The organism is Bacillus sp. 01N42_2 (genome assembly GCF_056399565.1).
Genome location: NZ_JBFTRO010000002.1, coordinates 164,003 through 190,797, shown reverse-complemented (window position 1 = coordinate 190,797; position 26,795 = coordinate 164,003). Strand labels below are relative to the sequence as shown.

Genomic DNA, 26,795 nt, shown 5'->3' with positions numbered 1-26,795 from the left:
AATGATATCGGAAAAAATCAATATTTCACTGGATCATCCTATCATGAAGGGCCATACGGTCTTTGGTGAAGCGGTATTGCCCGGTCTTAGTTATATCGATTTGATTTATCAGGTTTTTCAGGAGCACGGTTATTCATACAATGAGCTCGAACTGAAGCATGTCACGATTTATCAGCCTTTAACCGTCAGTGAAACGGCTGCAATCATTCTGACCATTCAATGTTCTGAAAGCGGAGATGGAAAGTGGCTCATCTCCCTTTCCGGACAGAAACAGCAAGATGACGAGCTGTCAGACAATATACAATATGCGACGGCTGAAATGGTGAAAAGAGACGCAGTCACATTTGACGAAACCATTGATTTCGGCGAGCTGAAGCAGTCAGTCCGATCTCTGGATCTCGATGACATGTATAACCGCTGCGTGGATCATGACCTGGTTCATTCCGGGATGATGAAATCGAGCGGACGATTATACGAAACAGAAGACGGCATGCTGGCTGAGCTTTCTTGCGAAGAAGGAAAGGATTTCTTTTTATTCCATCCCGCCCTTTTGGATGCGAGCGGCATCGGGGCGAGCGGCTTGCTTTCTGAAACAAACCGGCTTCACCTGCCTTTATATTATGAATCGTTCAAAGCCGCCGGCAGGCTTCAATCAGAGTGTACGGCGCGTATTTCCGCTTCCGGCGTCCGTCAGGAAAAAGAACTTACAACGATGACTATCGAGTACTTCAGCCGTTCCGGACAGAAGGTGGCTGAGCTTAAAAACATTACGGGAAAAGCGGTTCGGCTCGAAGAAGACGGGCACACAGCAGGACAGAATAAACAGGATGCAAAAGAGCCGGAAAGCGCAGATGAAAAAGACATCATTCTGTTTTTGAAGAAGCTTTTGGCTGATAAGCTTGGTCAGCCTTGGGAGACGCTGGACGTTCTTGCCGGCTACTACGAGCTCGGGCTGGATTCATCTTCTTTGCTTGAGGTTGTGCAGGATATCAGTAAAAAGGCGGGTTCGGAACTCGCGCCCACTCTTCTCTTTGAATATACGAATATAAAAGAACTGGCAGCCTATCTGAAAAAGACCGTTTCATTTGAATGTGCGGAACGTGCAGCCGAATCACCGGACGTGCCAGAACATCATGAAAACACCGGTGACATTGCGATTATCGGAATGGCCGGCCGCTATCCGAAAGCGGAAAATGTGGCGGAGTTTTGGGAAAACCTTAAGGCGGGCACGGATTGCATCACTGAAGTTCCGAAGTCCCGCTGGGATTGGAAAACATATAAAAACGTAACGTCCCCATCTGGAAAGACCGTATCAAAATGGGGCGGTTTCATCGACGATGCCGACTGCTTCGATCCGCAGTTTTTCAGAATCTCACCGCGTGAGGCGGAAATGATGGACCCGCAGGAACGCCTGTTTTTAGAAACCTGCTGGGAAACGATTGAAGATGCGGGGTATACGCCTGAAACGCTTGGAAATAAAGGGGCGAAACAGCATCCGATCGGCGTTTTTGCAGGAGTGATGCATAAAGATTATTCCTTAATCGGCGCAGAACAATTATCGGAAACTGATCCTTTTCCGGTTTCGCTGAATTATGCGCAGATCGCCAACAGAGTGTCTTATTATTGTGACTTCCACGGGCCGAGCATCGCGGTCGATACCGTTTGTTCCTCATCATTGACCGCCGTTCATCTGGCGATTGAAAGCATCCGCCGCGGCGAATGTGAGGCCGCGCTTGCGGGAGGGGTGAACTTGTCGCTCCACCCCGCGAAATATCTGAGCTACGGAAGCGTAGGCATGCACTCAAGCGACGGCCGCTGCCGCACGTTCGGCGAGGGCGGTGACGGCTATGTTTCCGGAGAAGGAGTCGGTGCGGTATTACTCAAGCCGCTGGAAAAAGCCGAACAGGACGGCGACCGGATTTACGCGGTCATTAAAGGAAGCGCCGTGAACCACGTCGGGAAAGTAAGCGGGATTACCGTCCCGAGCCCTGCTGCACAGGCAGAAGTCATTAAGACATGTCTGAAAAAAGCAGGGATCAGCCCGCGGACCGTCAGTTATGTGGAAGCTCATGGAACAGGCACTTCGTTAGGCGACCCGATTGAAATTGAAGGTCTGTCAAAAGCGTTCAGCGAAGGGACGCAGGATCAGCAATTTTGTTCCATCGGTTCAGTCAAATCAAATATCGGCCATGCAGAATCGGCGGCGGGCATCAGCGGATTAACAAAGGCTGCGCTGCAGCTTCATCACAAAACGCTTGTCAAATCTCTGCATTCCGCGGAATTAAATCCATACGTGAAATTTGAGAAGTCTCCTTTTTACGTACAGCAGCAGACTGCTCCTTGGAACCAGCCGGCAGCCGAAGAAAACGGAAAAGTCACGTATTATCCGCGCCGGGCCGGGCTCAGTTCCTTCGGGGCATCAGGTTCGAATGCTCATATCATTTTAGAAGAATACATTCAGCCGGAACACAAAGCGCCTGCACCTGAGAACGATGCAGCCAAAATCATCCCGCTGTCCGCAAGAAATAAAGACAGGCTTCTGGCCTATGCGGAAAAACTAGCCGGGTCGCTTTCTGAAAAGACGGTGCTGTCTGAACTGGCTTACACGCTTCAGACAGGACGCGAAGCAATGGAGGAGAGAGCGGTCTTCCTTGCAAATGACACCCGCGAATTGAAGCAAAAGCTGAATGATTTCGTAAAAGGAAGCGAAACCATCCCCGGATTTTGGCGCGGACAAGCCGAGATGCCGGAACTGAGCGAACCTGCTCCTGAAACAGGTGATCCGGTACAGCTTGCCGGTTTATGGGCAGAAGGGAAAACAGTAGATTGGAATAAGCTGTACGATGCGGATAAACCGCGTAAAACAAGCGTTCCGACATATCCGTTTGCAAAAGAGCGCTATTGGATTCCGCAGCAGAAAAAACACGGGAAAAGCCTGTCAGGCACTGTGCTGCATCCGCTTTTACAAGAAAATACGTCAGATTTTTCACAGCAGCGTTTTACTTCTCTTTTTACGGGAGATGAGTTTTTCCTGTCTGACCATGTCGTCAACGGACAAAAAATTCTGCCGGGCGTCGCCTATTTAGAAATGGCCGCAGAAGCGGTGAAAAAGGCCGCGGGCGTGACGGACAAAGGCCATAGCGTCACACTCAGACAGGTCGTTTGGGTCCGGCCGGTCATGATTGAAAACAAACCGAAGGAAATACATATTGCCCTTTATCCAGAAGATAACGGTGAGATTACCTATGAAATATACAGTGAGGCAGAAGTAAACGGCGAAGATCCGGTTATTCACAGCCAGGGTGAAGCGGTCATTACCGCACAGGGCAGTGCTCAGTTAGATATTGAGTCTGTCAAGGCTTCCTGCGATTTAGGGATCGTGACGGCGGAAGAATGTTACAGTGCTTTTGAAAAGATCGGCCTGGATTACGGAGAGGCATACAGGGGCGTACAGCAATTGCTGATCGGGGAAGACCGGTTACTGGCCCGTATTTCACTCCCGGCTTCCGTTCAAGACGATAAAGAGCTGTATACGCTTCACCCGAGTATAATGGACGCCGCTTTTCACGCCTCCGTCGGTCTGCTTGTCCGCTCGATTCATGACGATGCAGACAGCCATGAGCTTTCTTTGCCGTTTGCGATGCAGGAAGTGGAAGTGTTCGGGCCGTGTCCTGAACAGATCTGGTCATATATCCGGTACACAGAAGGCAGCAAAGCAGATGACAACGTAAGAAAATTTGACATTGATATGTGCGATGATGCCGGTACGGTTTATGTTCGGATGAAAGGCGCGTCCGTCCGGGCGCTTGAACCAAGCCAAACAGCGGTCGGTGAAACTTCAGAGGCGCCTGTCGGCCATACGATGATGATTCCGGCATGGGAGCCCGCTGCACTTATAAATACCGGGAAAGCGAAAACGGCGGATAAGCAGACTGCGGTTTTCGGAGGAACTGACAGAAGCCGCGCGCGCATCAAAGAGCATCTGCCGAATGCTTCTTACTATCCAATCAGAAGCACGGATGATATCACATCTCTTACGCACTTGCTTGAAGGACAAAAAGAACTGGAGCAAATCATTTGGCTGGCGCCGCAGGCTGAGAGTGCTGACATCCTTAAGGAACAGGAGCGCAACGTTTTTCATGTGTTCAAGCTGATGAAAGCTTTGCTTGCCTTAGGATACGGAGGGAAACATCTGGATTGGTGCTTCGTCACAGCAAATGCCCAGCCGTTTTCAGATCAGGACAGCGCTGATCCGTCACAAGCAGCGGTCAGCGGACTTGCCGGGACAATGGCGAAAGAATATCCGCATTGGAATATCCGCATGATTGACACAGAGACCGATGGCATCTGGCCGATCGGCGAGGCGCTTTCTCTTTCTGCCGGGAAAAACGGAAGAGTTTGGGCATACCGCAATGAAGAGCTGTATGAGCGGCAGCTGATACCGCTTGACAATATGCCGAAAAACGGCACGCTGTACCAAACAGGCGGGGTTTATGCCGTGATCGGAGGCGCCGGGTATCTCGGTGAGGCATGGAGTGAATATATGATCCGCCGCTACAAAGCACGCGTCATTTGGATCGGAAGAAGCACGCTGAATGATTCGATACAGGCGAAACTCGACCGGCTCAGCGCATTCGGCCCGGCGCCTGAATATGTTTCCGCCGATGCCGCTGACAGGGCTTCCTTAGAGCGGGCTTATCAGCTCATCAAAGAGCGTCATACAAAAATTAACGGTGTCATCAACTCGGCAATGGATCTGTCTGAGCAAAGCTTAAATAATATGAAGACAGAAGAATTCAAATCGGTGCTGCGGGCAAAAGCCGATGTAAGTGTATCTATGGCGGAGGTATTTGGACGGGAGCCGCTTGACTTTGCGCTCTTCTTCTCCTCGCTTGTGGCATTTATCCATAATGTGAAACAAAGCCATTATGCCGCAGGATGCGCCTTTAGTGACGCATTTGCGAAGGAACTTGCTCAGAAATGGAACTGCCCGGTCAAAGTCATGAATTGGGGCTACTGGGGCAGCAGCGAGGCGGCTGAAGACGGCAATTTTATTCAGCTGATGGATCAGATCGGATTGGGATTGATCGAACCGGACGCTGCGATGGAGGCGCTTGAAACCCTTATGACGCTGCGGGTTGATCAGGCTGCTTTCATTCATACGACAAAACCGGTCGCAGTAGAGGGAATGAATGAACGAGAAAAGATGTCTGTTTATCCGCCTCAGCCGCTTATATCAGGACAACAGCTGAAGGTTGCTCCGCCGGGCGCACGTCTTGTAAGAGAGACCGGGCATCAGGAACTTGATGATTTTCTGTATCAGCTATTGATCGCCCAGCTAAAAGAGGCGGACTTGCTGACGCCGCAAAGCCTTAAAGCGTATGAGCCTGAACACGGCTATTTTAAAAAATGGCTCAATCAAACGATCGCCTTTCTGCTGGAATACGGCTATCTGGAAGGGGATGCCGATTCATTTACACTGGCAGCCCGCGCTGAAAACACAACCGCCTCGTTATGGCGGAAGTGGGAGCAGGAAAAGGCGGAATGGCTCAATCATGCCGATACAAAAGCGATGACTGTTTTAGCCGAGACGATGCTTAAAGCACTGCCGGACATTCTGCGCGAAAACGTGCCGGCGACAGACATCATGTTCCCGCACTCTTCAATGGAACTCGTTGAAGGAATTTATAAACACAACCAAGTCGCGGATTACTTCAACGGCGCCCTGTCAGATACATTAACGGCCTATGTGAAAGAAAACATCAGTAAAAATCCAAAAGCCGAGATCCGCATCCTGGAAATCGGAGCGGGCACTGGCGGCACAAGCGCGGGGATATTTGAAAAGCTTAAGCCGTATCAAAACCATATCAAAGAGTACTGTTACACCGATGTATCGAAAGCTTTTCTCGTGCATGCGGAGACAGAATACGGCAAACACAATCCTTATCTGACTTATAAACTTTTTAATGCAGAAGAACCGCTTTCCGGTCAGGACATAGAGCCGGGCGCATACGACATCGCCGTTGCCGCCAATGTGCTCCACGCGACAAAAGACATACGCCAGACGCTGAGAAACGCCAAAGCCGTTTTAAAAGACAACGGTTTGCTGCTCTTAAATGAGATGGCGGGCAACAGCCTGTTCCCGCATATTACTTTCGGTCTGCTTGAAGGCTGGTGGCTGCATGAAGATTCCGGCCTTCGAATTCCAGGATGCCCGGGCTTGTATCCGGAAAGCTGGAAGCGCGTGTTAGAAAGTGAAGGCTGGCATTCTGTCTTCTTCCCGGCAGAAGCGGCACATGAATTAAGCCATCAGATTATAGCGGCAAAAAGCAATGGCATTGTGCGCCAAAAAACGCTTAAAGCTGAGACCGGAAAACGGACCGCACCACAAAAAGCGCCGGAACTTCAGCCGCAAACAACGGCCGAAAAAAGCACAGCCTTAACAGAAAAAAGCACCGAGTACTTGAAAACGTTAATTGGAGAAACGTTAAAAATTCCGCCGGCTCAAATTGATCCGAAAGCGCCGCTTGAAAAATACGGAATTGATTCTATCGTCGTCGTACAGCTGACAAATGCGTTACGAAATGTGTTAGAGCAAGTCAGCAGCACCTTATTTTTTGAATACCAGACGATTGAGGCTCTCGTCGGCCACTTAATCAAAACGAAAAAAGACGAGATGATCAAACTGACCGGACAAACGCCTGTTCAGGAAGAACTGGCGGCATCAAAACCGCCGGCTGTACAGCCGGCTAAGCCGCTTCGCACTGACTGGCGGCGGAAAGAAAAACAGGCAGCCAAAGAGACCGTCCGGCAAAGTTCAGTTCGCGACGTGGCGATTATCGGCGTATCCGGACGCTACCCGCAGGCCAAAACAGCGGCTGAGCTTTGGGCAAACATTAAAAAAGGAAAAAACTGCATAGAAGAAATCCCGCGGGAGCGCTGGAACTGGCAGGATTACTACGATGAAGAAAAAGGTAAAGAAGGCTCTATTTATACGAAATGGGGCGGCTTCATTGAGGATATGGACAAGTTCGATCCGCTGTTCTTTCAGATTTCTCCTTTGGAAGCGGAGCGAATGGACCCGCAGGAGCGATTATTTTTAGAAACGGCGTATGCGAGTATCGAGGATGCCGGCTATACGCCTGACAACCTGTGCCAAAGCAGAAAAATCGGCGTTTTTGCCGGAGCGATGAACAAAAACTACCCGACAGGCTACGGCTACTGGTCCATTGCCAACAGAGTATCTTACCTTTTTGATTTCCAAGGACCGAGCATTGCCGTTGACACAGCCTGCTCTTCATCCTTGACGGCCATTCATCTGGCGCTTGAGAGCCTATACAGCGGTTCAAGCGAATGCGCGATTGCCGGCGGCGTAAATCTTGTGACCGACCCGGTCCATTATATGAATCTGTCAGTCATGAACATGCTTTCTGCAAGCGACACGTGCAAATCGTTCGGAGACCGCGCGGACGGTTTTGTCGACGGAGAAGGGGTAGGCGCGGTCGTATTAAAGCCGCTGGATCAAGCGATCGCCGATAACGATCACATTTACGGTGTAATTAAAGGAAGCACCATTAACAGCGGGGGCAAAACGAACGGCTACACCGTTCCGAATCCGAATGCGCAGGCCGCCTTAATAAAAGAGGCTTTCCAAAGAGCAAACGTCCCGGCGCGCACCGTCAGTTATATTGAAGCCCACGGCACGGGGACCGCATTAGGCGATCCGATTGAAATTGCCGGATTAACGAAAGCATTTGAAGAGGATACAACAGACAAACAGTTTTGCGCCATCGGCTCTGCGAAATCAAATATCGGCCATTGTGAAAGCGCAGCAGGCATTGCGGGTCTGACAAAAATATTATTCCAGCTGAAAGACCGCCAAATCGCGCCGTCCCTGCACGCGAAAGAGCTGAATCCGAATATTGAGTTCGCGTATACGCCGTTTGCCGTTCAGCAGGAGCTCGGTGAGTGGAAGCGTCCCGTTATCGGCGGAAAAGAGCTTCCGAGAAGGGCCGGGTTAAGCAGCTTCGGCGCAGGGGGAGCAAACGCCCACCTCGTCATAGAAGAATATATGGCAGACAAAGAACCTGATGAGACGCCGGCAGATCAGCCCGCCATCATCGTCCTGTCTGCGAAAAACAGCGAACGACTCACCGAAAAAGCAAAACAGCTTAGAGACGCCATCCGTGAAAAAAGATACAGCGGCCGTGATCTGATGAGCATAGCCTATACTCTCCAGACGGGCCGTGTGCCGATGGAAGAGCGTCTCGGCTTTATCGTTCATTCACTGCCTGAACTTGAAGAAAAACTGAATGGATTTATCGCCGGACAAGACAGCGCCGGACTGCACCGTGACGGTACGGAAAAAAACAAACGGTTGCTTGCCGTATTTGCGGCCGATGATGACATGGAAACCATCATTGCCGCTTGGATCAGCAAACAGAAATATTCTAAGCTGCTTGAGCTTTGGGTAAAAGGATTGGACATCGATTGGGCGAAATTATACGGAGACCGTCCTCCGGTTCGCATCAGCCTGCCTGCTTATCCGTTTGCGAAAGAACGCTTCTGGCATCAGCCGCCTGTACAAAGTAAAACAGTGCCCGTTAAGGCGCCGGCTGATGAAAGTGATCAGGCGGAGCAGTTTGAAGTGATGGCTTTTAGAGAAGTTCTTAAAGAACAGGCTCTGCCTGCTGCCGGAGAAAAGAAAATTAAAACGTTGATTTCTTTCTTAACTGATCAGAAGAAGCAGCAGGAAGCCGTCTCTGTGATCAAATCGTATGACAGTGAAGCTGACGTTATTTTTATCGCTCAGGGAAACCGGTACGAGGGCTTATCAGCCGGACGCTGCCAAGTGGTGCGGGAAGATCCGCAATCATATGTAGACGCTTTTGCGGACATTCAAAAAGAGTACGGTGAAGTATCTGCCATTTTGTATTTATGGGCGCTTGAAGATAAAAGCTGCATCGAAGATTTTTCATGTATCGTCTATATTCTCAAGGCTATGGCCGAGACCGGTCTGCAGCCGGAAAGACTGTTACTGGCGGGGGAATATGCATCCGGTCTGGAAAAATGCTACTTGGAATCATGGATCGGATTTGAGCGTTCGCTCGGCATGGTCCTCCCGAAAACGGGCATTACCGGCCTCTTCAGAAAAGCCGGCGCATCAATGACAGACTGGATGGGAACCATTTGGGACGAGCTGAAGGCTGATACGGACGATACCGTTTTCCTCGAAGAAGGGAAACGATATGTCTATCACACTGAACCGACCGGATTAACGAAAGAAAACAGCAGAATCAGAACCGGGGGCACATATCTCATTACGGGCGGATTAGGAGGGCTCGGCTACTTATTTGCCCGCCGCCTCGCCCGGAACTATCAGGCAAATGTCATTCTCACGGGGCGATCGCCGATCAATGAGGAAAAGAAAGAAAAAATGAAAGAGTTGGAAAATCTCGGCGCAGGTGTTCTTTACGCCGAAGCCGATGTTTGTGATCCGATCGGAATGGGCGACTGCATCAAACGCGCGAAAGAACGATTCGGAGCCATTCACGGCGTCATTCATGCGGCTGGCATCGAAAGCAGAACATCCGTCTTTGAAAATGAAATCGGGAACTTCCGCAATACGCTTGAACCGAAAATAAACGGAAGCCTGCTTCTTGACGAGTGGCTGAAAAACGAAACCCTGGACTTCATCTGCTACTTTTCATCCACATCGGCTGTTTTAGGGGATTTCGGCTGCTGTGATTACGCAGTGGCGAACAGGTTCCAAATGGCGTATGCCCATTATAAAAATGAACAATCAGAAAGCGGAAACGCTTTTGTCATAAACTGGCCGGTCTGGAAAAACGGCGGAATGGCCGTCGGCGGTGAAGAGACGACGGGCATGTATCTGAAATCAAGCGGCCAGCGCCTGTTGGAAACAGATGAAGGCATTGAGCTGTTTGAGCGCATCATTTCTCAAGACAATACACAGTACCTTGTCATTGCCGGCAAAAGAAGCCGCGCCGAGCGATTTTTAGGCATACGGCGGGACGATTCATCAAAACCGGAAGTTCTTTTGGAAACCGTGAGCCGCCGTATCCCGGAAGAAAGCACAGAAAAACGGCTCGAAGCGGATTTGAAAGAGCTGATACACAATCTGCTGAAAATATCCAAGGATAAGCTCATTCTGCATAAAAACTGGGCGGAATTCGGATTTGATTCCATCTATTTAGCCAAATTTGCCTCGCTGTTGTCGAGCCATTACGGCATTGAAGTCACTCCGGCGTTATTTTACAGCTATGCCACGCTCGGAGACGTCATGGGCTATTACCTGACAGAACACAAAGAAACGATTGAAACGTTTTACAGAACGGAAGAAACCGAAACAGAAACCGCCGCTCCGGAAAGCAAGGAGTATACGGATCAGGAGATCATCGCCATGATGAAACAGGTCTCCGAGGGGACATTGGATTTTAAAAGAGTGCAAGACATCATAGAAGGGAGTAAGACCTATGAATCATAAAGAACTTCTCGATGCCTACAGATCAGGAACGCTCACCATCGCTGAAGTAGAACAAAAGCTTCAGGCTTTCAAGCGGACGACTGCAAAACGTCCGCTTTCTGAAGGCCAGAAAGGTTTGTGGATGCTTCAGAAAATGTTTCCGGAGATGAGCGCATACAACATTCCGTTATGCTTTCGTTTTCAAAAGCTGGATATCGAGACATTCAAAACGGCCCTTTTTTCCGTGCAGCGCCAGCACCCTATTTTGACGAGTGTGATAAAAGAGGAAAACGGCCTTCCGTATCAGGCTGAAGATGCGGATCGGCACTTTCCGATTGAAGAAATAGATCTTTCCGAATTAAGCGGGCGTGATGCTCTTTCGTTTATTAAAGAAAAAGCAAAAGAACCGTTCGCGCTTGAAACAGGTCCGCTCCTGCGCTTTCAAGTGTTCCGTCAGGCGGAGCCGATTGTGTTAATCACCATTCACCATATCATCTTTGACGGCGTCTCTCTTATGACGTTTATGTCGGCGCTGCTGGACGCTTATGTAAAAGCAAGCGAAGGCAAAGAACCGGAAATGCTTCAGCAGGCCGCAGATTATCATGACTTTGTGAAATGGGAAAAGGAGCTGCTGGAAAGCGAAAAGGGAAAAACGCATCTCTCTTATTGGAAAAAGCAGCTTGACGGACCGCTGCCAGTGCTTGAGCTTCCGGCGGATTACCCGAGATCATCGGTTCAAACGTGCAGGGGGCAGGCGTACCAGCGCTTGCTTCCTGATGAACTGAACCGGCAGATTAAAGTTTGCGCCCGAAAACATAATGTTAATGAATCCGTTGTGTATCTCGCTATTTTCAAAGGCTTGCTCTATCAATATACGAATCAGGAAGATGTCATCGTCGGCATGCCGACGATGGGGCGTTCTGAGGCTCAATTTGAATCTGTGATCGGCTACTTTATTAATATGATCGCGGTCAGAAGCAGGGAAACGGGCGCCAAATCCTTTGCCGCGTTTTTGAAGGAGCTCCAGCTGACCCTTGCAGAAGGGCTGGACCATGCCGCGTATCCGTTTCCGGCGCTTGTCAAAGAATTGAAGACGGAACGCTCGCCTGCGGTTTCGCCTGTTTTTCAAACCGCGTTTTTCTATCAAAACTTCTTCCAGACAGAAGGAGCGGAAAAGCTGGCGGAACGATATCAATCACTCGGCATTGAAATGATAGAAGACATTCATCAGGAAGGTGAATTTGAGCTTGCGCTTGAAGTCTATAAAAAAGAAACGGGAACCGTCCTGCAATTTCTGTACAACCCGGATGTCTACAGCCCTTCTTCCATCGAACGGATGGCGGAGCATTATATGAAACTGGCAGAAAAGGTGCTTTCTGATCCGGAGATCGCTTTTGATGCCTGTTCCGGCCTGCTCAATCAAAAACGGGAGGAAAGCCGTCCATCTCATCAGCCGAATAACCGCTGCATTCATGACGTGTTTGCAGAAAAAGCCGGGCGACACCCTGACAGAGCAGCCGTCACATTCGGTGAGACAAGCCTTACATATCGCGAATTAGATGAACGAAGCACGGCGCTCGCTGTGCATCTGCAAGAAATGGGCGTCACACCGGAATGCCCGGTCGGTATCTGTACGGAGCGTTCTTTTGAGATGGTCATCGGCATCCTCGCCATTTTAAAAGCGGGAGGTGCGTATGTCCCGCTTGACCCGGCTTTTCCAAACGAACGGATGGCACACGTATTGACTGACAGCGGTGTTTCGATCGTATTAACGCAAGCAAAAACACGCGGCGTGATTGAGGAGTTAACCATCGGCGGCGTGAGCACGGTGGAGATTGAAAACAGCGGACCTGTCAGCGGAGCGAAACTGATGCCGCGTTCAAAACCGCATCATCTCGCTTATATTCTTTATACGTCCGGAAGTACGGGAAAACCGAAAGGCGTCATGGTAGAGCACAGAGCCATCATGAACACACTGCAGTTTTTAGAAGCGGAGTATCCGGTCGCGCATGAGGATGCCTATTTGTTAAAAACGAATTATGTGTTTGACGTTTCAATTTCAGAATTATTCGGCTGGTTTATCGGAAACGGACGGCTTGTCATTTTGCCGCCCGGTGCAGAAAAAAATCCGCAGCTTTGCATGGAATATATCCAGACTCACCAGGTGACGCATCTGAATTTTGCCCCTGCCGTGTTTAATGTATTTTTAGAAACGGTAAAGCGGTATACGGCATTTACAGAAGGCGGTCCTTTGAAATATGTGATGGTGGCCGGAGAGGCGTTTCCGAAAGACTTGGTCAAAAAGTCGGTTTCCATCTTCAAAAAGGCCAGAATTGAAAATATATACGGCCCGACGGAAACATCCATTTATGCCGCTTACTACAGCTGCGGCGATAAGGACATTACAAGCAGGAATACACCGATCGGGAAACCGATTCAAAACACGAGGCTTTATATCCTCGATGAAAAGCTCAGCCCCGTCCCTGACGGTGTGGCCGGAGAGCTTTGCGTAGCCGGCGCCGGACTGGCCAGAGGCTATTACAATCAGCCTGAGCTGACGGCGGTATCGTTTATTGATAATCCGTTTAGTGAAGGGGAAAAGCTTTACAAAACAGGCGATTTGGCCAGATGGCTGCCTGACGGAAATATAGAATATGCCGGCCGTATTGACAGTCAAGTGAAAATCCGCGGCTTCCGCATTGAATTGGGAGCGATTGAAACAAAATTGAGCGAGCATCCGGACATTCTTGATCAGGCGGTTGTTGTGCAGGAAAAGAACGGACATAAAAAGCTGATTGCTTATTATACGGCCCGCTCCGGTCATTCGGCAGATGAAAAAGCGCTCCGCAGTCATCTTTTATCAGGTCTGCCGGATTATATGGCGCCTGCCCATTTTATCCGTCTGGATGCGCTGCCGTTAACACCGAGCGGAAAAGTGAACCGCAAGGACCTGGAACAGCGCAAGGTGATCGTTCACCGGTCTGAAAGGACGGGCAGACTGCCGTTGTCAGAAGCGGAAGCGAAAGTGACCGAAATATGGGAAGACCTGCTGAATACGGCAGGCATCAAAACCGAAGACGGCTTTTTCGATGTAGGGGGCGACTCGCTTTTGGCTGTTGCGGCGGCAGAACGCATTAAACAGGAGCTGGAGTGTGATTTTACCGTTACGGATTTATTCGAACACTCGACGATTCAGGCGATCAGCCGTTTTATTGTTGAAACAAAACAGGCGGATGAATCAGAGGCGCCCGGCCAAGATGAGAGAGAAAGAGAACAAACACCGCAAAACGGGATGCCGTCTTACCTTGAAGACAGTGTGGCAATAGTAGGGATTTCCTGTCAGTTCCCCGGCGCGAAAAATCATCATGAGTTCTGGAAGCAGTTAAGAGAAGGAAAGGAAAGCGTCCGTTTCTATTCGGAACAAGAGCTCCGGGAAGCCGGCGTCCCGGAAGATTTGATCGAAAATCCAAACTATGTGCCGGCATTATCGGCGATAGAAGGAAAAGATCTCTTTGATCCTGAGTTCTTTCACATTTCTCCGAAAGATGCTGAATTTATGGATCCTCAGCTGCGGCTTCTGCTGCTTCATTCCTGGAAAGCCGTCGAGGATGCGGGATATGTATCCAAAGAGATTCCGAAGACTAGCGTTTATATGTCGGCGAGCAATAATTCGTATCGGTCGCTTTTGCCGGAAAAAACGACAGAAGGCCACGAATCACCTGACGGCTATGTGTCATGGGTGTTAGCGCAGAGCGGCACGATTCCGACGATGGTTTCCCATAAGCTCGGATTAAAAGGGCCAAGCTATTTCGTTCATTCCAATTGCTCGTCATCACTGGTCGGTCTTTATTCGGCCTGCAAAAGCATAACGAGCGGAGAATCAGAATACGCGCTCGTCGGCGGAGCAACTCTGCACGCTTCGACCAGCATCGGCTATGTGCATCAAGCCGGATTGAATTTTTCAAGCGACGGGCATGTCAAGGCATTTGACGCTTCAGCCGACGGGATGGCGGGCGGAGAAGGAGCGGCCGTCATTCTGCTGAAAAAGGCGTCACAAGCCGTACAGGACGGAGATCACATATACGCCGTGCTCAGAGGCATCGGTCTGAACAATGACGGAGCGGATAAAGTCGGTTTTTACGCACCGAGTGTAAAAGGCCAGACGGACGTCATCCAGCATGTTTTAGACAGCACGGGCGTTCACCCGGAGACCATTTCTTACATTGAAGCGCACGGCACGGGAACGACATTGGGTGACCCGATTGAAATGTCTGCGCTGCAGCAAGTGTATAAACGTTACACGGATCGGGAGCAGTATTGCGGGATCGGTTCCGTAAAAACGAATATCGGCCATCTGGATACAGCAGCGGGCCTAGCCGGATGTATTAAAGTTGCGATGAGTTTATATCATCGGGAGCTGGCGCCTACCCTTAATTACACATCACCGAATCCGAATATCACATTCAGCGGTTCGCCGTTTTATGTGGCGGACAAGAGAAAACCGCTTCCGGAGAGAGACACGCCGCACCGCGCAGCGTTAAGCTCATTCGGACTCGGAGGAACAAACGCACACGCTATTTTTGAACAGTATGAAAACAAAACGATCAGCGGATCAAATGACGGACAGCCGCCTTATATCGTTCCGCTCTCAGCGAGAAATCATGAGCGTCTGACTGCCTATGCGTCTTGTCTTTCTGACTTTTTGAATGACGCCGAAAACGATGTGTCCTTGCATGATCTGGCATTTACGTATCAGACCGGACGTGAAGCGATGGAAGAGAGAGCCGTTTTTATCTGTCATGATCGTCACGATTTGAAGCGGCAGCTGCAGGATTTCATCAATGGCAATGACCAAAACATCTTACGGGGCGAAAAGGTGAGAAATAAAGAAGCGTCATCTCAGGAGCTGGATGAGCTTGCGGCATGTCAGACACGGGATGAAAAGCTGAAAGCACTTGCGGCGCTTTGGATAGAAGGAGTGCGTGTCGATTGGGGCTTATTGTATCAGGATTCCGCGCCGCAAAAAATCAGTGCGCCGACCTACCCGTTCGCAGAGGAGCGCTTCTGGCCGGAAGAAACCGTGAAGCAAACAGATGCGAAGCTTTTGCATCCGCTGGTACATCAGAATACATCCGTTTTGCAGGAGCAGCGGTTCAGTTCGGAATTCACGGGAAAAGAGTATTTTATTGCCGAGCATATCATTAAAGGAACGGCGATCGTGCCTGCTGCCGTCACCCTTGAGATGGCACGGGCTGCGTCGGAGAGAAGCATCGGCGGGGTAACAGACGAATCTCTGGGCCTGCGTTTAAAGAATATCGTATGGGTCCGCCCGGTGATAGCCGATCAGGAGGCTATCCGTGTTCATATTGGACTTTATGAAGAAGAAGACGGACAGATTCAATACAGAATGTACGGCGGGAATGATTCAAGCGGTGAAGCAGACCTTCTTTATAATCAGGGCATCGCTGAAATTATCCGGAAAGAACCGGAAGAAACAGCGGATCTTGATGAGCTGAAGCGCCGATGCACGCAGGGAACAATCGAATCTCAAGCGTTTTACAACGGAATGATCGGAGCTGATTACGGGCCGGGCTACAAAGGTGTCCAGCTTGTATACAAAGGCGAAGACCGGATGCTTGCTAAATTGAAGCTTCCTGAATCCGTCTCTCATACAAAAGCTGATTATATCCTTCATCCGAGTATGATGGACGGTGCGCTTCAGGCCGCTGAATATTTGCAGAACGTGACAAGAGCGCAACTTGCAGAAAGCGGAGAACCATTCAAAGCCGCATTGCCGTTTGCTTTAGAGGAGCTGGACGTTCTGGAGCCATGCGCTGATGACATGTGGGTGCACGTCACATTCAGCGCGAACAATAAAGCCGGCGATCCTATTCAAAAAGCCGATATTGATTTATATGACAATAACGGCGTGCTTTGTGTGCGGATGAGAGGTTTCTCAACGCGGATTATGGAAGAAAACGCGGGTGCCGGCGTTCCCGTCAGCCGTACCGAGACATTGCTGGCTGAACCGGTCTGGAAAGAGCAGCCGGAACAGGCGGACCGCGAGCCGTCGTATGAACAGCATATCATTTTCCTCTGTGAGTACGATGAGGCCGTTAAACAAGCCGTCGAAGCAAAGCTTGAACATGCAAGCGTCTTGATCTTGGACGAGCGTCCCGCATCCATTGCAGAGCGGTATCACTCTTATGCGGGTCAGCTGTTTGCCCGTATGAAAACCATCATGAAAAATAAGCCGAAAGACCGCATCCTTCTTCAGGCTGTCACGCGGTCAGCCGGCTTACAGCAGGTGTTCTCAGGCATTACCGGTCTTTTCAAAACGGCATGTCTTGAACAATCCAAGCTGATCTGCCAAATGATAGAAGCCGATGATAAAGAAAGTGCTGAAGGCATAGCGGAAAAAGCGGCGGAAAACCGCAGGCATGCCGAAAGCGTCCATGTGAAATATGAAAACGGCAAGCGCTTTGCCGCTGATTGGAAAGAGCTGGACATTTCTGAAGCGGAGCCTGACATTCCGTGGAAAGATAAAGGCGTTTATCTCATTACAGGAGGTGCGGGAGGTTTAGGCCTGATCTTTGCAAAAGAGATCGCAACCCGCACAAAAGACGCCGACATCATATTAACCGGCCGATCCGCTCTCGGAGAAAAGCAGAAAGATATGATGGAAACAGTGCGTTCTGCCGGTGCATCTGTCTTTTACGAGCAGACCGATGTCACAGATGAAGCAGAAGTATACCGTCTCATCCGCAATATCCGCAAACGTCACGGCAAGCTGGACGGGATTGTACACAGTGCCGGTGTTATTAAAGATAACTACATGGTGAAGAAGACGGCGGAGGAATACCAAGACGTTCTCGCTCCGAAAGTGAAGGGTCTTGTCTATCTTGACGAAGCGTCACAGCACGAGAAATTAGATGTCTTTATTGTCTTTTCCTCCTTATCGGGTGTGCTTGGAAGCGTCGGCCAGGCTGACTATGCATCCGCAAACGTCTTTATGGAGATGTATGCCGAGTACCGCCGTTCTTTGAAAGCCGCAGGACAAAGATACGGAAAGACGCTTTCTGTCAGCTGGCCGTTATGGAAAGAAGGCGGAATGCAGGCAGGAAAGCAGACAGAAGATATGCTGATGCAGGAGGCGGGAATCGCGCCGCTCGGCACAGAAGCCGGCATTAAGGCCTTATATCAAGGCTTGATGAGCGGGACAGCCCGGATGACGGTTCTTGAAGGAGATGGGAAAACCATGAAAGAAAAGCTGTTCCGCAAAGAAGATGAACGTCCGGAAGCAGAGACCGGCGTACGTCATGACATTGATGCTGACAGCCTCCTTGAAAAAGTGAAGCATCTGTTAAAACAGCAGACGGCTTCACTGTTAAAAGTGAAGCTTGACAACATTGATCCTCATGAAGAAATGACAAAATACGGGCTTGACTCAATTTCGATGACCGAGTTTACGAACCGGTTAAATAAAACGTACCGGCTCACGTTAACGCCGACGATTTTCTTTGATCATCCGACGATTCATGAATTCGCCGTTCATTTAATCGGTGAATATGAAGAGGAATTCGCGGGACGTTTTGCGGTAAATACAAAAACGGTCCAATCACAAAGCCCGGTAAAAGAGGCTCAAAACACACGCCCGTCCGTTAAGCGCCGCCGCACTCTGACTGAGACACCGCCGCAGACAGTGCAGCGGAACCAAAAGCCGGAGCCGATCGCAATCGTAGGCATCAGCGGAATTTTTCCGATGGCCGAAGACATTGAAGCTTACTGGCAGAACCTGAAAGAAGGCAAAGACTGCATGACCGAGATTCCGAAAGACCGCTGGGACTGGCGGGACTACTACGGGGATCCTGCAAAAGAAGCCAATAAAACAAACGTCATCCAGGGCGGATTTATTGACGGAATTGCAGAGTTTGATCCGTTATTTTTCGGAATCTCGCCCCGGGAAGCGGAACAGATGGACCCTCAGCAGCGTCTCTTGCTGACGTATGCGTGGAAAGCGATTGAAGATGCCGGATATGCATCAAAGAGTCTCTCAGGCACAAAAACAGGTGTGTTTATCGGGACTGGAAATACCGGTTACGGATCTCTTTTAGCCAACGCCGATGCGACGATTGAAGGGTCGTCCGCAGCCAATACAAGCCCGTCTGTCGGCCCGAACCGTGTCAGCTATACGCTCAATCTGCACGGACCGAGCGAACCGATTGATACGGCCTGCTCAAGCTCACTCGTTGCCATTCATCATGCCGTTTCTTCAATTGAAGAAGGGACGTGCGACATGGCTTTGGCGGGAGGAATCAATACGATCATTCTTCCGGATGTGTATATCAGCTTTGACAAAGCGGGGGCGCTGAGCAAAGAAGGGCGATGCAAAACATTCTCCGATCAGGCTGACGGTTTTGCTCACGGGGAAGGAGCCGGGCTCTTTTTCCTCAAAAAACTGAAAGCGGCGGAGGCGGATGGAGACCATATTTACGGCGTCATTAAAGGAAGCGCGGTGAATCATGGCGGCCGCGCGGCATCTTTAACAACGCCTAACCCGAAACAGCAGGCGGAAGTCATTAAAGCCGCATACAAAAAAGCGGGCATTGATCCGAAAACGGTCTCTTATATCGAAGCGCACGGCACGGGTACAGAACTTGGAGATCCCGTTGAAATTAACGGTCTGAAGCAAGCGTTCAGCTCATTTACAGACGGAAAAGAGAAAGCGTCCGGCTATTGCGGCTTAGGCTCAGTCAAAACGAATATCGGCCATTTATCCCTTGCGGCGGGAGCAGCGGGAATCATTAAAATCTTGCTGCAGATGAAGCATCGGACATTGGTAAAAAGTCTTCATTGTGAGACGGTAAATCCGTACATTCAGCTTGAAGACAGCCCGTTTTATCTGGTGCGGGAAACGATGGAATGGAAGACGCAGACGGACGAACACGGAAACGATGAGCCGCGCCGCGCGGGCATCAGCTCATTCGGCATCGGAGGGGTAAACGCCCACGTCGTCATCGAAGAATACATTCCGCAAGAAAAAGCGGAAGCAGATGATTCGCATATCAACCCATGTCTTTTCGTTCTATCCGCCAAAAATGAAAAACGCCTGAAAGAACAGGCCGAACAACTGAAACGTGCGCTTACTGAAAAACGATACGATCAATCCAGCCTCGTTTCTATGGCTTATACCCTCCAAATCGGAAGGGACGCCATGGAAGAACGTCTGGCGGTTATTGCCGGATCTGCAGAAGAACTGCAGGAAAAACTGTCACAGTTTATCACCGGGGATAAGAACGCGGACTTGTACAGAGGAAGAATAGACAAAGGCACGCTGCAAATGCTGACGGAAGATGAAGATATTCAAGAAGCCGTTGAAAAATGGATGGCACGCGGCAAATACGCGAAGCTGCTTGAATTATGGGTCAAAGGGCTGAACGTCAATTGGGCGAAGCTGTACGGAGACCGGCCGCCTAAGAGGATAAGCCTGCCCACATACCCGTTTGCAAAAGACCGCTATTGGGCGGAAAATCGTACCGGAAAACACGAAAAAACAGCCATTGTTTCAGCGGGAAAACTAGACGTGCTGCATCCGCTTCTGCACAGAAATACATCAAACCTTGCCGAACAGCGGTTCAGCTCCATCTACACAGGGGAAGAATTTTACCTTGCGGACCATGTTGTACAAGGCGTGCCGATTTTACCGGGAGTGGCACATCTTGAAATGGCGCGCGCAGCAATGGAACAGGCATCTGAAGTGCCGGCCGGACAAGGAAGCATCAAACTTAAGAATACGGTTTGGGTGCGGCCGATCACCATTGAAGACGAGCCGGTCCATGTCAACATCCGCCTCGTTCCCGATACTGCAAATAATGTTCAATTTGACATTTACAGCGGCCGGGAAACAGATCAGCCGTCCGTTTACAGTCAAGGTTCAGTATCAATCTGCCCTGACGCCAAGGCACCGGTCATTGATCTGCAAAAACTGAGATCACGATCCGCCGCGGCACCGTTTTCTGCAGACGAAGTGTACGATATGTACCGCAAAATCGGTTTTGATTACGGCCCGGCTTTTCGGGGTGTCAAAGCGATTTATACAGGTGACGATTTCGTATTGGGCAGGCTGTCGCTTGATCCGGCTTGTTCAGACACGGTACGGCAGTATGTCATGCATCCGGGCTTAATGGACTCTGCGTTGCAGGCATCAAGCATATTAACCGGAACAAATGATGAAAAGCTGATGCTTCCGTTTGCGGTTCAGGAGCTCGAAGTATTCAGCGCATGCGCTGCCGAGATGTGGGTTTACGCCAGACTTTCCGAAGACCACAAAGCCGGCCAGGTTGAAAAACGCGATCTTGATATTTGTGATAAAAATGGCAAGGTTTGCGTCAGGCTGAAAGGTTTGTCATTCAGAACGGCAGAAAAAGAACCTGAGAAAAAAGAAAAAGCTTCGGAAACGCTCATGCTTGAGCCGGTATGGACCCGAAGCGATGAAGCTGCCGTTCAAACGGAACCGGTTTTTGCCCGGCATATCGTGATGCTTTGTGACACAGACGCCGGATTGAAACAAGCCGTTGAAGCTGCGGGGGCCGAATGCATTGAACTGACCTCCCCGCACGGGAAAGCGGCGGCGCGCTTCCGTGATTATACAGGGCGGATATTGGAGACGCTGCAAAAACTGCTGAAGGAAGAGACGGAAGGAGACGTCCTCATCCAGACGGTTCTCACTAAAACAGATAAGCATCAGCTGCTCTCAGGGATTTCAGCTTTGTTAAAAACAGCCGGCCTGGAACATAAAAAACTGAAAACCCAGCTGATTGAAATAGAACCGGCGGAAAACGGCAGAATCACAGACATCATCCGGGAAAATAAAACACGGGCTGATGACAGCCATGTCAAATATGAAAACGGCATCCGATACAGCGCAGATGTCAAAGAAACGGCCGTCTCCGGCAATAAAATACGTATTCCGTGGAATGACGGAGGCATTTATCTTATTACCGGAGGAGCCGGGGGCTTAGGTTTTATTTTCGCAAAAGAAATCGCCCGCAAAGTCAAAGAGCCGACACTCGTTCTGACAGGCCGTTCCGCATTAAGCGAGAATCAGCGGAAGCTGCTGCAATCGCTTGAATCACTCGGAGCAAAAGCGGAATACAGACAGGCTGATGTGACAAACGCTCAAACTGCGGCAGAGCTGGTCAATACAATTGAAACGGAATACGGCGGCCTTCACGGCATCATTCACAGCGCGGGTGTGATGAAAGATCAGTATATCGCAAAGAAAACAACCGAAGAGTTTTACAGTGTATTGGCGCCTAAAACCGACGGATTTGTCAACCTTGATAAAGCAACCGAGCATTTAGCGCTGGACTTTTTCATCGTTTTCTCATCCATATCCGGCGTCACCGGGAATGCGGGACAGGCGGATTATGCGGCGGCAAACGCATTTATGGACAGCTATGCGGCATACCGCAACGCGCTGGTTAAGGCAATGTACCGCCATGGACATACATTGTCGGTCAATTGGCCGCTTTGGAAAGACGGCGGAATGCAAGTCAATGAAGAAATGGCGAAGCTCACCGAAAAAAGAACCGGTGTCGTGCCGATGCGCACTGAAACCGGAATAGAAGCTCTTTACAACGCATGGAGCACGGGGAAAACAAGCGTGCTCGTCATGGAAGGAAACCGCGCCGTAATGCGGGAGAAACTGCTTCAGAAGACGCCTGCAGCCGCTTTTGCACCGGTTAAGAAAACGGAGGAAACGCCTGCACCGAAGGACTTGACGGCGAAAATTCAGGAATTGCTGGCAAAAGAGGTTTCCGCACTTCTGAAAATAAACATTGATGAAATCGATATTGAATTGGAGTTCAATCAATACGGGTTTGATTCCATTACGCTGACGGAATTCGCCAACAAGCTGAATGACACTTATAAGCTTGATTTGACACCGACCGTATTTTTTGAATATGCGACGATTCAAGCCTTGGCACATCATCTGGCCGAAGACTATCACACACAATTTGCCGGCAGCACACAGCCGAAAGAAGAGAAACAAAGCCGCATAACAGATGACGGCAGCATGAGACTGACAGGGAACAAGCGCTTTGCAAAAACTGCCGTACAGCCTGTTCAGACTGCGGTTGAACATAAACCGGAACCGATCGCTATCGTCGGCATGAGCGGAGTGTTTCCGAAGGCCGCAAATATTGATGAGTATTGGCGCAACTTAGAAGAGGGAACAGATTGCATAACAGAGGTGCCGGCGGATCGCTGGGATTGGCGGGAGTATTACGGCGACCCGCTTAATGAAGCCAACAAAACAAATGTAAAGTGGGGCGGATTTATTGACGGAGTTGCGGATTTTGATCCGCTGTTCTTCGGAATTTCACCGTTGGAAGCCGAACAGATGGATCCGCAGCAGCGCTTGTTAATGATGTATGCGTGGCAAGCGATTGAAGATGCGGGATATTCCGCTAAAAGCCTTTCCGGCACGAAAACAGGCCTTTACATCGGCACGGGAAACACCGGATACGGCTCACTGTTTTCTGACTTGGATATCGGCGGTGCATCAGCCGCAAATATGAGTCCGTCTGCGGGACCGAACCGTGTCAGCTATATGCTCAATCTGCACGGGCCGAGTGAACCGATCGACACTGCGTGCTCCAGCTCGCTGGTCGCGATACATCACGCGGTGTGCGCCATTGAAAACGGGAACTGCGACATGGCGATCGCAGGCGGCGTGAATACCGTCGTCACACCGCAGGGCCACATCGCTTATGACAAAGCCGGCGCGCTGAGCAAAGAAGGGAAATGCAAAACATTCTCCGACAGGGCGGACGGATTTGCCGTCAGTGAAGGTGCCGGAATTCTGTTTTTGAAAAAGCTGTCAGAAGCAGAAAAAGCGGGCGATCACATCTATGGCGTCATTAAAGGCAGCGCGGTCAATCACGGCGGACGCGCGAACTCCTTGACGACGCCGAATCCGAAAGCCCAGGCGGAAGTCGTCAGAACGGCTTATGACAAAGCCGGCATTGATCCGAGAACCGTCACTTATATTGAAGCGCACGGAACCGGAACGGAGCTTGGCGACCCGGTCGAAATCAACGGACTGAAATCGGCCTTTCAAAAGCTGTACGAAAAAACCGGCGATCCCGCCGTTTACGCGAGTCACTGCGGTCTGGGTTCGGCAAAGACCAATATCGGCCATCTGTCGCTTGCAGCCGGTGTCGCGGGTGTGATCAAAGTGCTGATGCAGATGAAGCATAAAACCCTTGCAAAAAGCCTCCACAGCGAGGTCATCAACCCGTATATCAAACTGAAAGACAGCCCGTTTTACATCGTACAGGAAAAAAGAGAATGGACGTCATTGAAAGACGAAAACGGCAGCGATCTGCCGCGCCGTGCGGGAATCAGTTCTTTCGGCATCGGCGGCGTAAACGCCCATGTTGTCATTGAAGAATATATCCCGAGGGAAGAAAGAAAAACAGCCATTTTCACACACCCTCAAATCTTTGTGCTGTCGGCCAAAGAAGAAGACCGTCTGCAAGAACAGGCACACCAGCTGGCACAAGCTTCTTTTACGGATGAGGATCTTACGGGCATTGCTTACACGCTTCAGCAGGGACGTGATGCCATGGAAGAGAGAGCGGCCGTTATTGCTTCCTCCGCCGAAGAACTGCGGGACAAGCTAAAGAGCTGTGCGAAAGGGAATTATGACGCAGCGGGCATCTATAAAGGGAAAGCGGGTAAAGCCGCGCTGAAATCCATTATGGCAGGCGCAAACGGCGAACCGGATACAGAAGAACTGATCAGCCGCCGGGAGAATGACAAGCTTGCGGAATTATGGGTGCAGGGTGCCGATATCAAATGGGACGGCCTATATGCTGATATCAAGCCCCAACGGATGAGTCTTCCTGCTTATCCGTTTGCGAAAGAGCGGTACTGGATCACAGACAACCGGCCGAAAGCAGAGAAGCCGCAAGCTGTGCCGACGGCCAAGGTGCTGCATCCGCTGCTTCACGAAAACGTATCGGATTTAACAGAACAGCGGTACCGATCTGAATTTACGGGGCAGGAGACGATTTTCACCGATCATCTGATTAAAGGCAAACCGGTCATGCCGGGCGTCGCCTACTTGGAAATGGCTAGGGCAGCAGTTGCTCAGGCGGTCAAAGGGCAAAAAGAACGTCCGTCTGTCATCCGCCTGAAAAACATCGGTTGGGTTCGGCCGATCGAAGCGGGAAGCCGCCCGATTGAAACGCAGATCAGCCTCGTTCCGAGGGAAAACGGTGAGATCGTGTATGACATTTACACTGCTTCACAAACAGAAGCAAGCGGCAGGCAAATACACTGTCAGGGGGCTGCCGGCATTCTCGGCGCCGTTGAGACTCCGCATCGTGATATAGGCGCCCTGAAAGCTCAATGCAGCCGCAGCATGCTGACTTCTGAGCAGTGTTACGGTTTATTCGGAAAAATCGGTATTGACTACGGTCCAGGACAACAAGGAATCAAGCAGATTCATATCGGAAGCAATCAAGCATTGGCTGAGCTCCGGCTGCCTTCCTTCCTCGAAGAAACGGCAGATCAATATGTTCTTCACCCGTGTATGCTTGATTCAGCTTTGCAAGCGACAATCGGGCTGAAGCTGCACGCAGATGATAACCAGCTGTCACTGCCGTTCGCTCTTGAGGAACTGGACATTTTCAGTCCGTGCACGACAAGCATGTGGGCGTATGTCAGCTCCCGGGGGACGGACGAGAAAATACAGCGGCTGGACATTGACTTATGCGATGAGACAGGCCGGGTCTGTGTCAGGATTAAAGGGATTTCTTCCAGAATGATGGAAGGCCCTGCGCCGGAAACATCATTAAATGGAGCAAACCTTCTGGCTCCGGTATGGAATCTTGCGGAATTCAGTGACCGAAGCCCGGCATATAAGACGGAAGAGGTTGTCTTTATCGCGGGGGATGAGGAGAGCGCAGCTTTTCAATTGCATCATCCTTATGCGAAAAAGCTTCATATCACCCCGGAGGATGAAATAGAGGCTGTTGCAGCAAAAATGAAAGCAAGCGGGACATTCGGCCATATCGTATGGATCGCCCCTGTTCACAGCGCTGCTGACATGGTGAAAGCTCAGGATACGGGCGTCATCCAGATGTACAGAGTGATCAAGGCCATGCTTGCTTTAGGATATGGAGGCAAGCGAATCAGCCTGACTGCAGTCACCATAAAAACACAGTCCGTACAGCCGACGGACATCATTGATCCGGCTCACGCAGGCCTTCACGGTTTAATCGGCTCGCTCGCAAAAGAGTATCCGAACTGGCAAACAAGGCTGATTGATGCCGGATGCCCGGAAGATGTTTCAAAGGCGGAGCTGTTCTCGGCGCCGTTCGATGAGCAAGGCCATACATGGGCGTACCGGAACAATCTCTGGTACAAACAGCGCCTCATTCCTGTACAGCAGCCGGTGTCAAGCCAGCCCGCTTACCAAAAAGGCGGCGTCTATGTCGTCATTGGCGGCGCCGGAGGTATTGGCGAGGCATGGAGCGAATATGCCGTAAAAACGTATCAGGCACGCGTCGTTTGGATCGGCAGACGAAAACATAACAGCGACATCCAGGAAAAAATCGACAGACTCAGCCAGTTCGGCCCGGCTCCGATTTATGTTGAAGCAGACGCGGCAAATCAGGATGAACTCACACGGGCGTATGAAACGATCAAACGCACGTACCCGCAAATAAACGGAATCATCCATTCCGCAATCGTTTTAGAGGATCAAAGTCTGGCAAATATGCCGGAAAGCCGTTTTAAAAGCGTGCTCGCTGCAAAGGTCAATGTCAGCGTGAGTATGGCCCATGTTTTCCGAAATGAGCCGCTGGACTTTGCTTTGTTCTTCTCGTCTGTACAATCATTTGCACGAGCGGCCGGACAAAGCAATTACGCCGCCGGATGCAGTTTCAAAGATGCCTTTGCCGCTCATTTGGCTCAAACGCGGCCGTATAAGGCGGCGGTGATGAATTGGAGCTACTGGGGCAGTGTCGGAATCGTCTCATCTGCCGACTATCAAGAACGGATGAAACAGGCGGGAGTCGGATCAATTGAAGCGCCCGAAGCAATGGCGGCGCTTGAACGATTGCTCGGCGGCCCGTTGAACCAGTTCGTCATGATGAAACAGGCGGAAGAGCCTTTGGAAAAACCGGAAGAAATGATAGAAGTATACCCGGAACATCACGGCTCGGCGATGCAAAAACTGCGAAGCTATCAGCCTAAAGTAACTAGACGTGCACAACAATTGAGTTAAGGAGGG

Annotated in this window: 2 protein-coding genes; both read left to right on the top strand. The window is 50.4% G+C overall.

Annotated elements, in window-relative coordinates; genetic code table 11:
* Window position 1: 1 nt before the first annotated feature.
* Complete coding sequence (locus tag AC1DN5_RS04770) at window positions 2-10,507, top strand: SDR family NAD(P)-dependent oxidoreductase (RefSeq protein ID WP_366969365.1); 10,506 nt, start codon at window positions 2-4, stop codon at window positions 10,505-10,507.
* Window positions 10,497-26,789, top strand: coding sequence for a non-ribosomal peptide synthetase (locus AC1DN5_RS04765; RefSeq protein WP_366969364.1), 16,293 nt, complete (start codon window positions 10,497-10,499; stop codon window positions 26,787-26,789). The genes AC1DN5_RS04770 and AC1DN5_RS04765 overlap by 11 nt, the downstream gene beginning before the upstream one ends.
* Window positions 26,790-26,795 lie beyond the last annotated feature (6 nt).

Coding starts and splice junctions, on each gene's coding strand:
- AC1DN5_RS04770 (WP_366969365.1), top strand. CDS start 2: ATGATATCGGAAAAAATCAATATTTCACTGGATCATCCTATCATGAAG.
- AC1DN5_RS04765 (WP_366969364.1), top strand. CDS start 10,497: ATGAATCATAAAGAACTTCTCGATGCCTACAGATCAGGAACGCTCACC.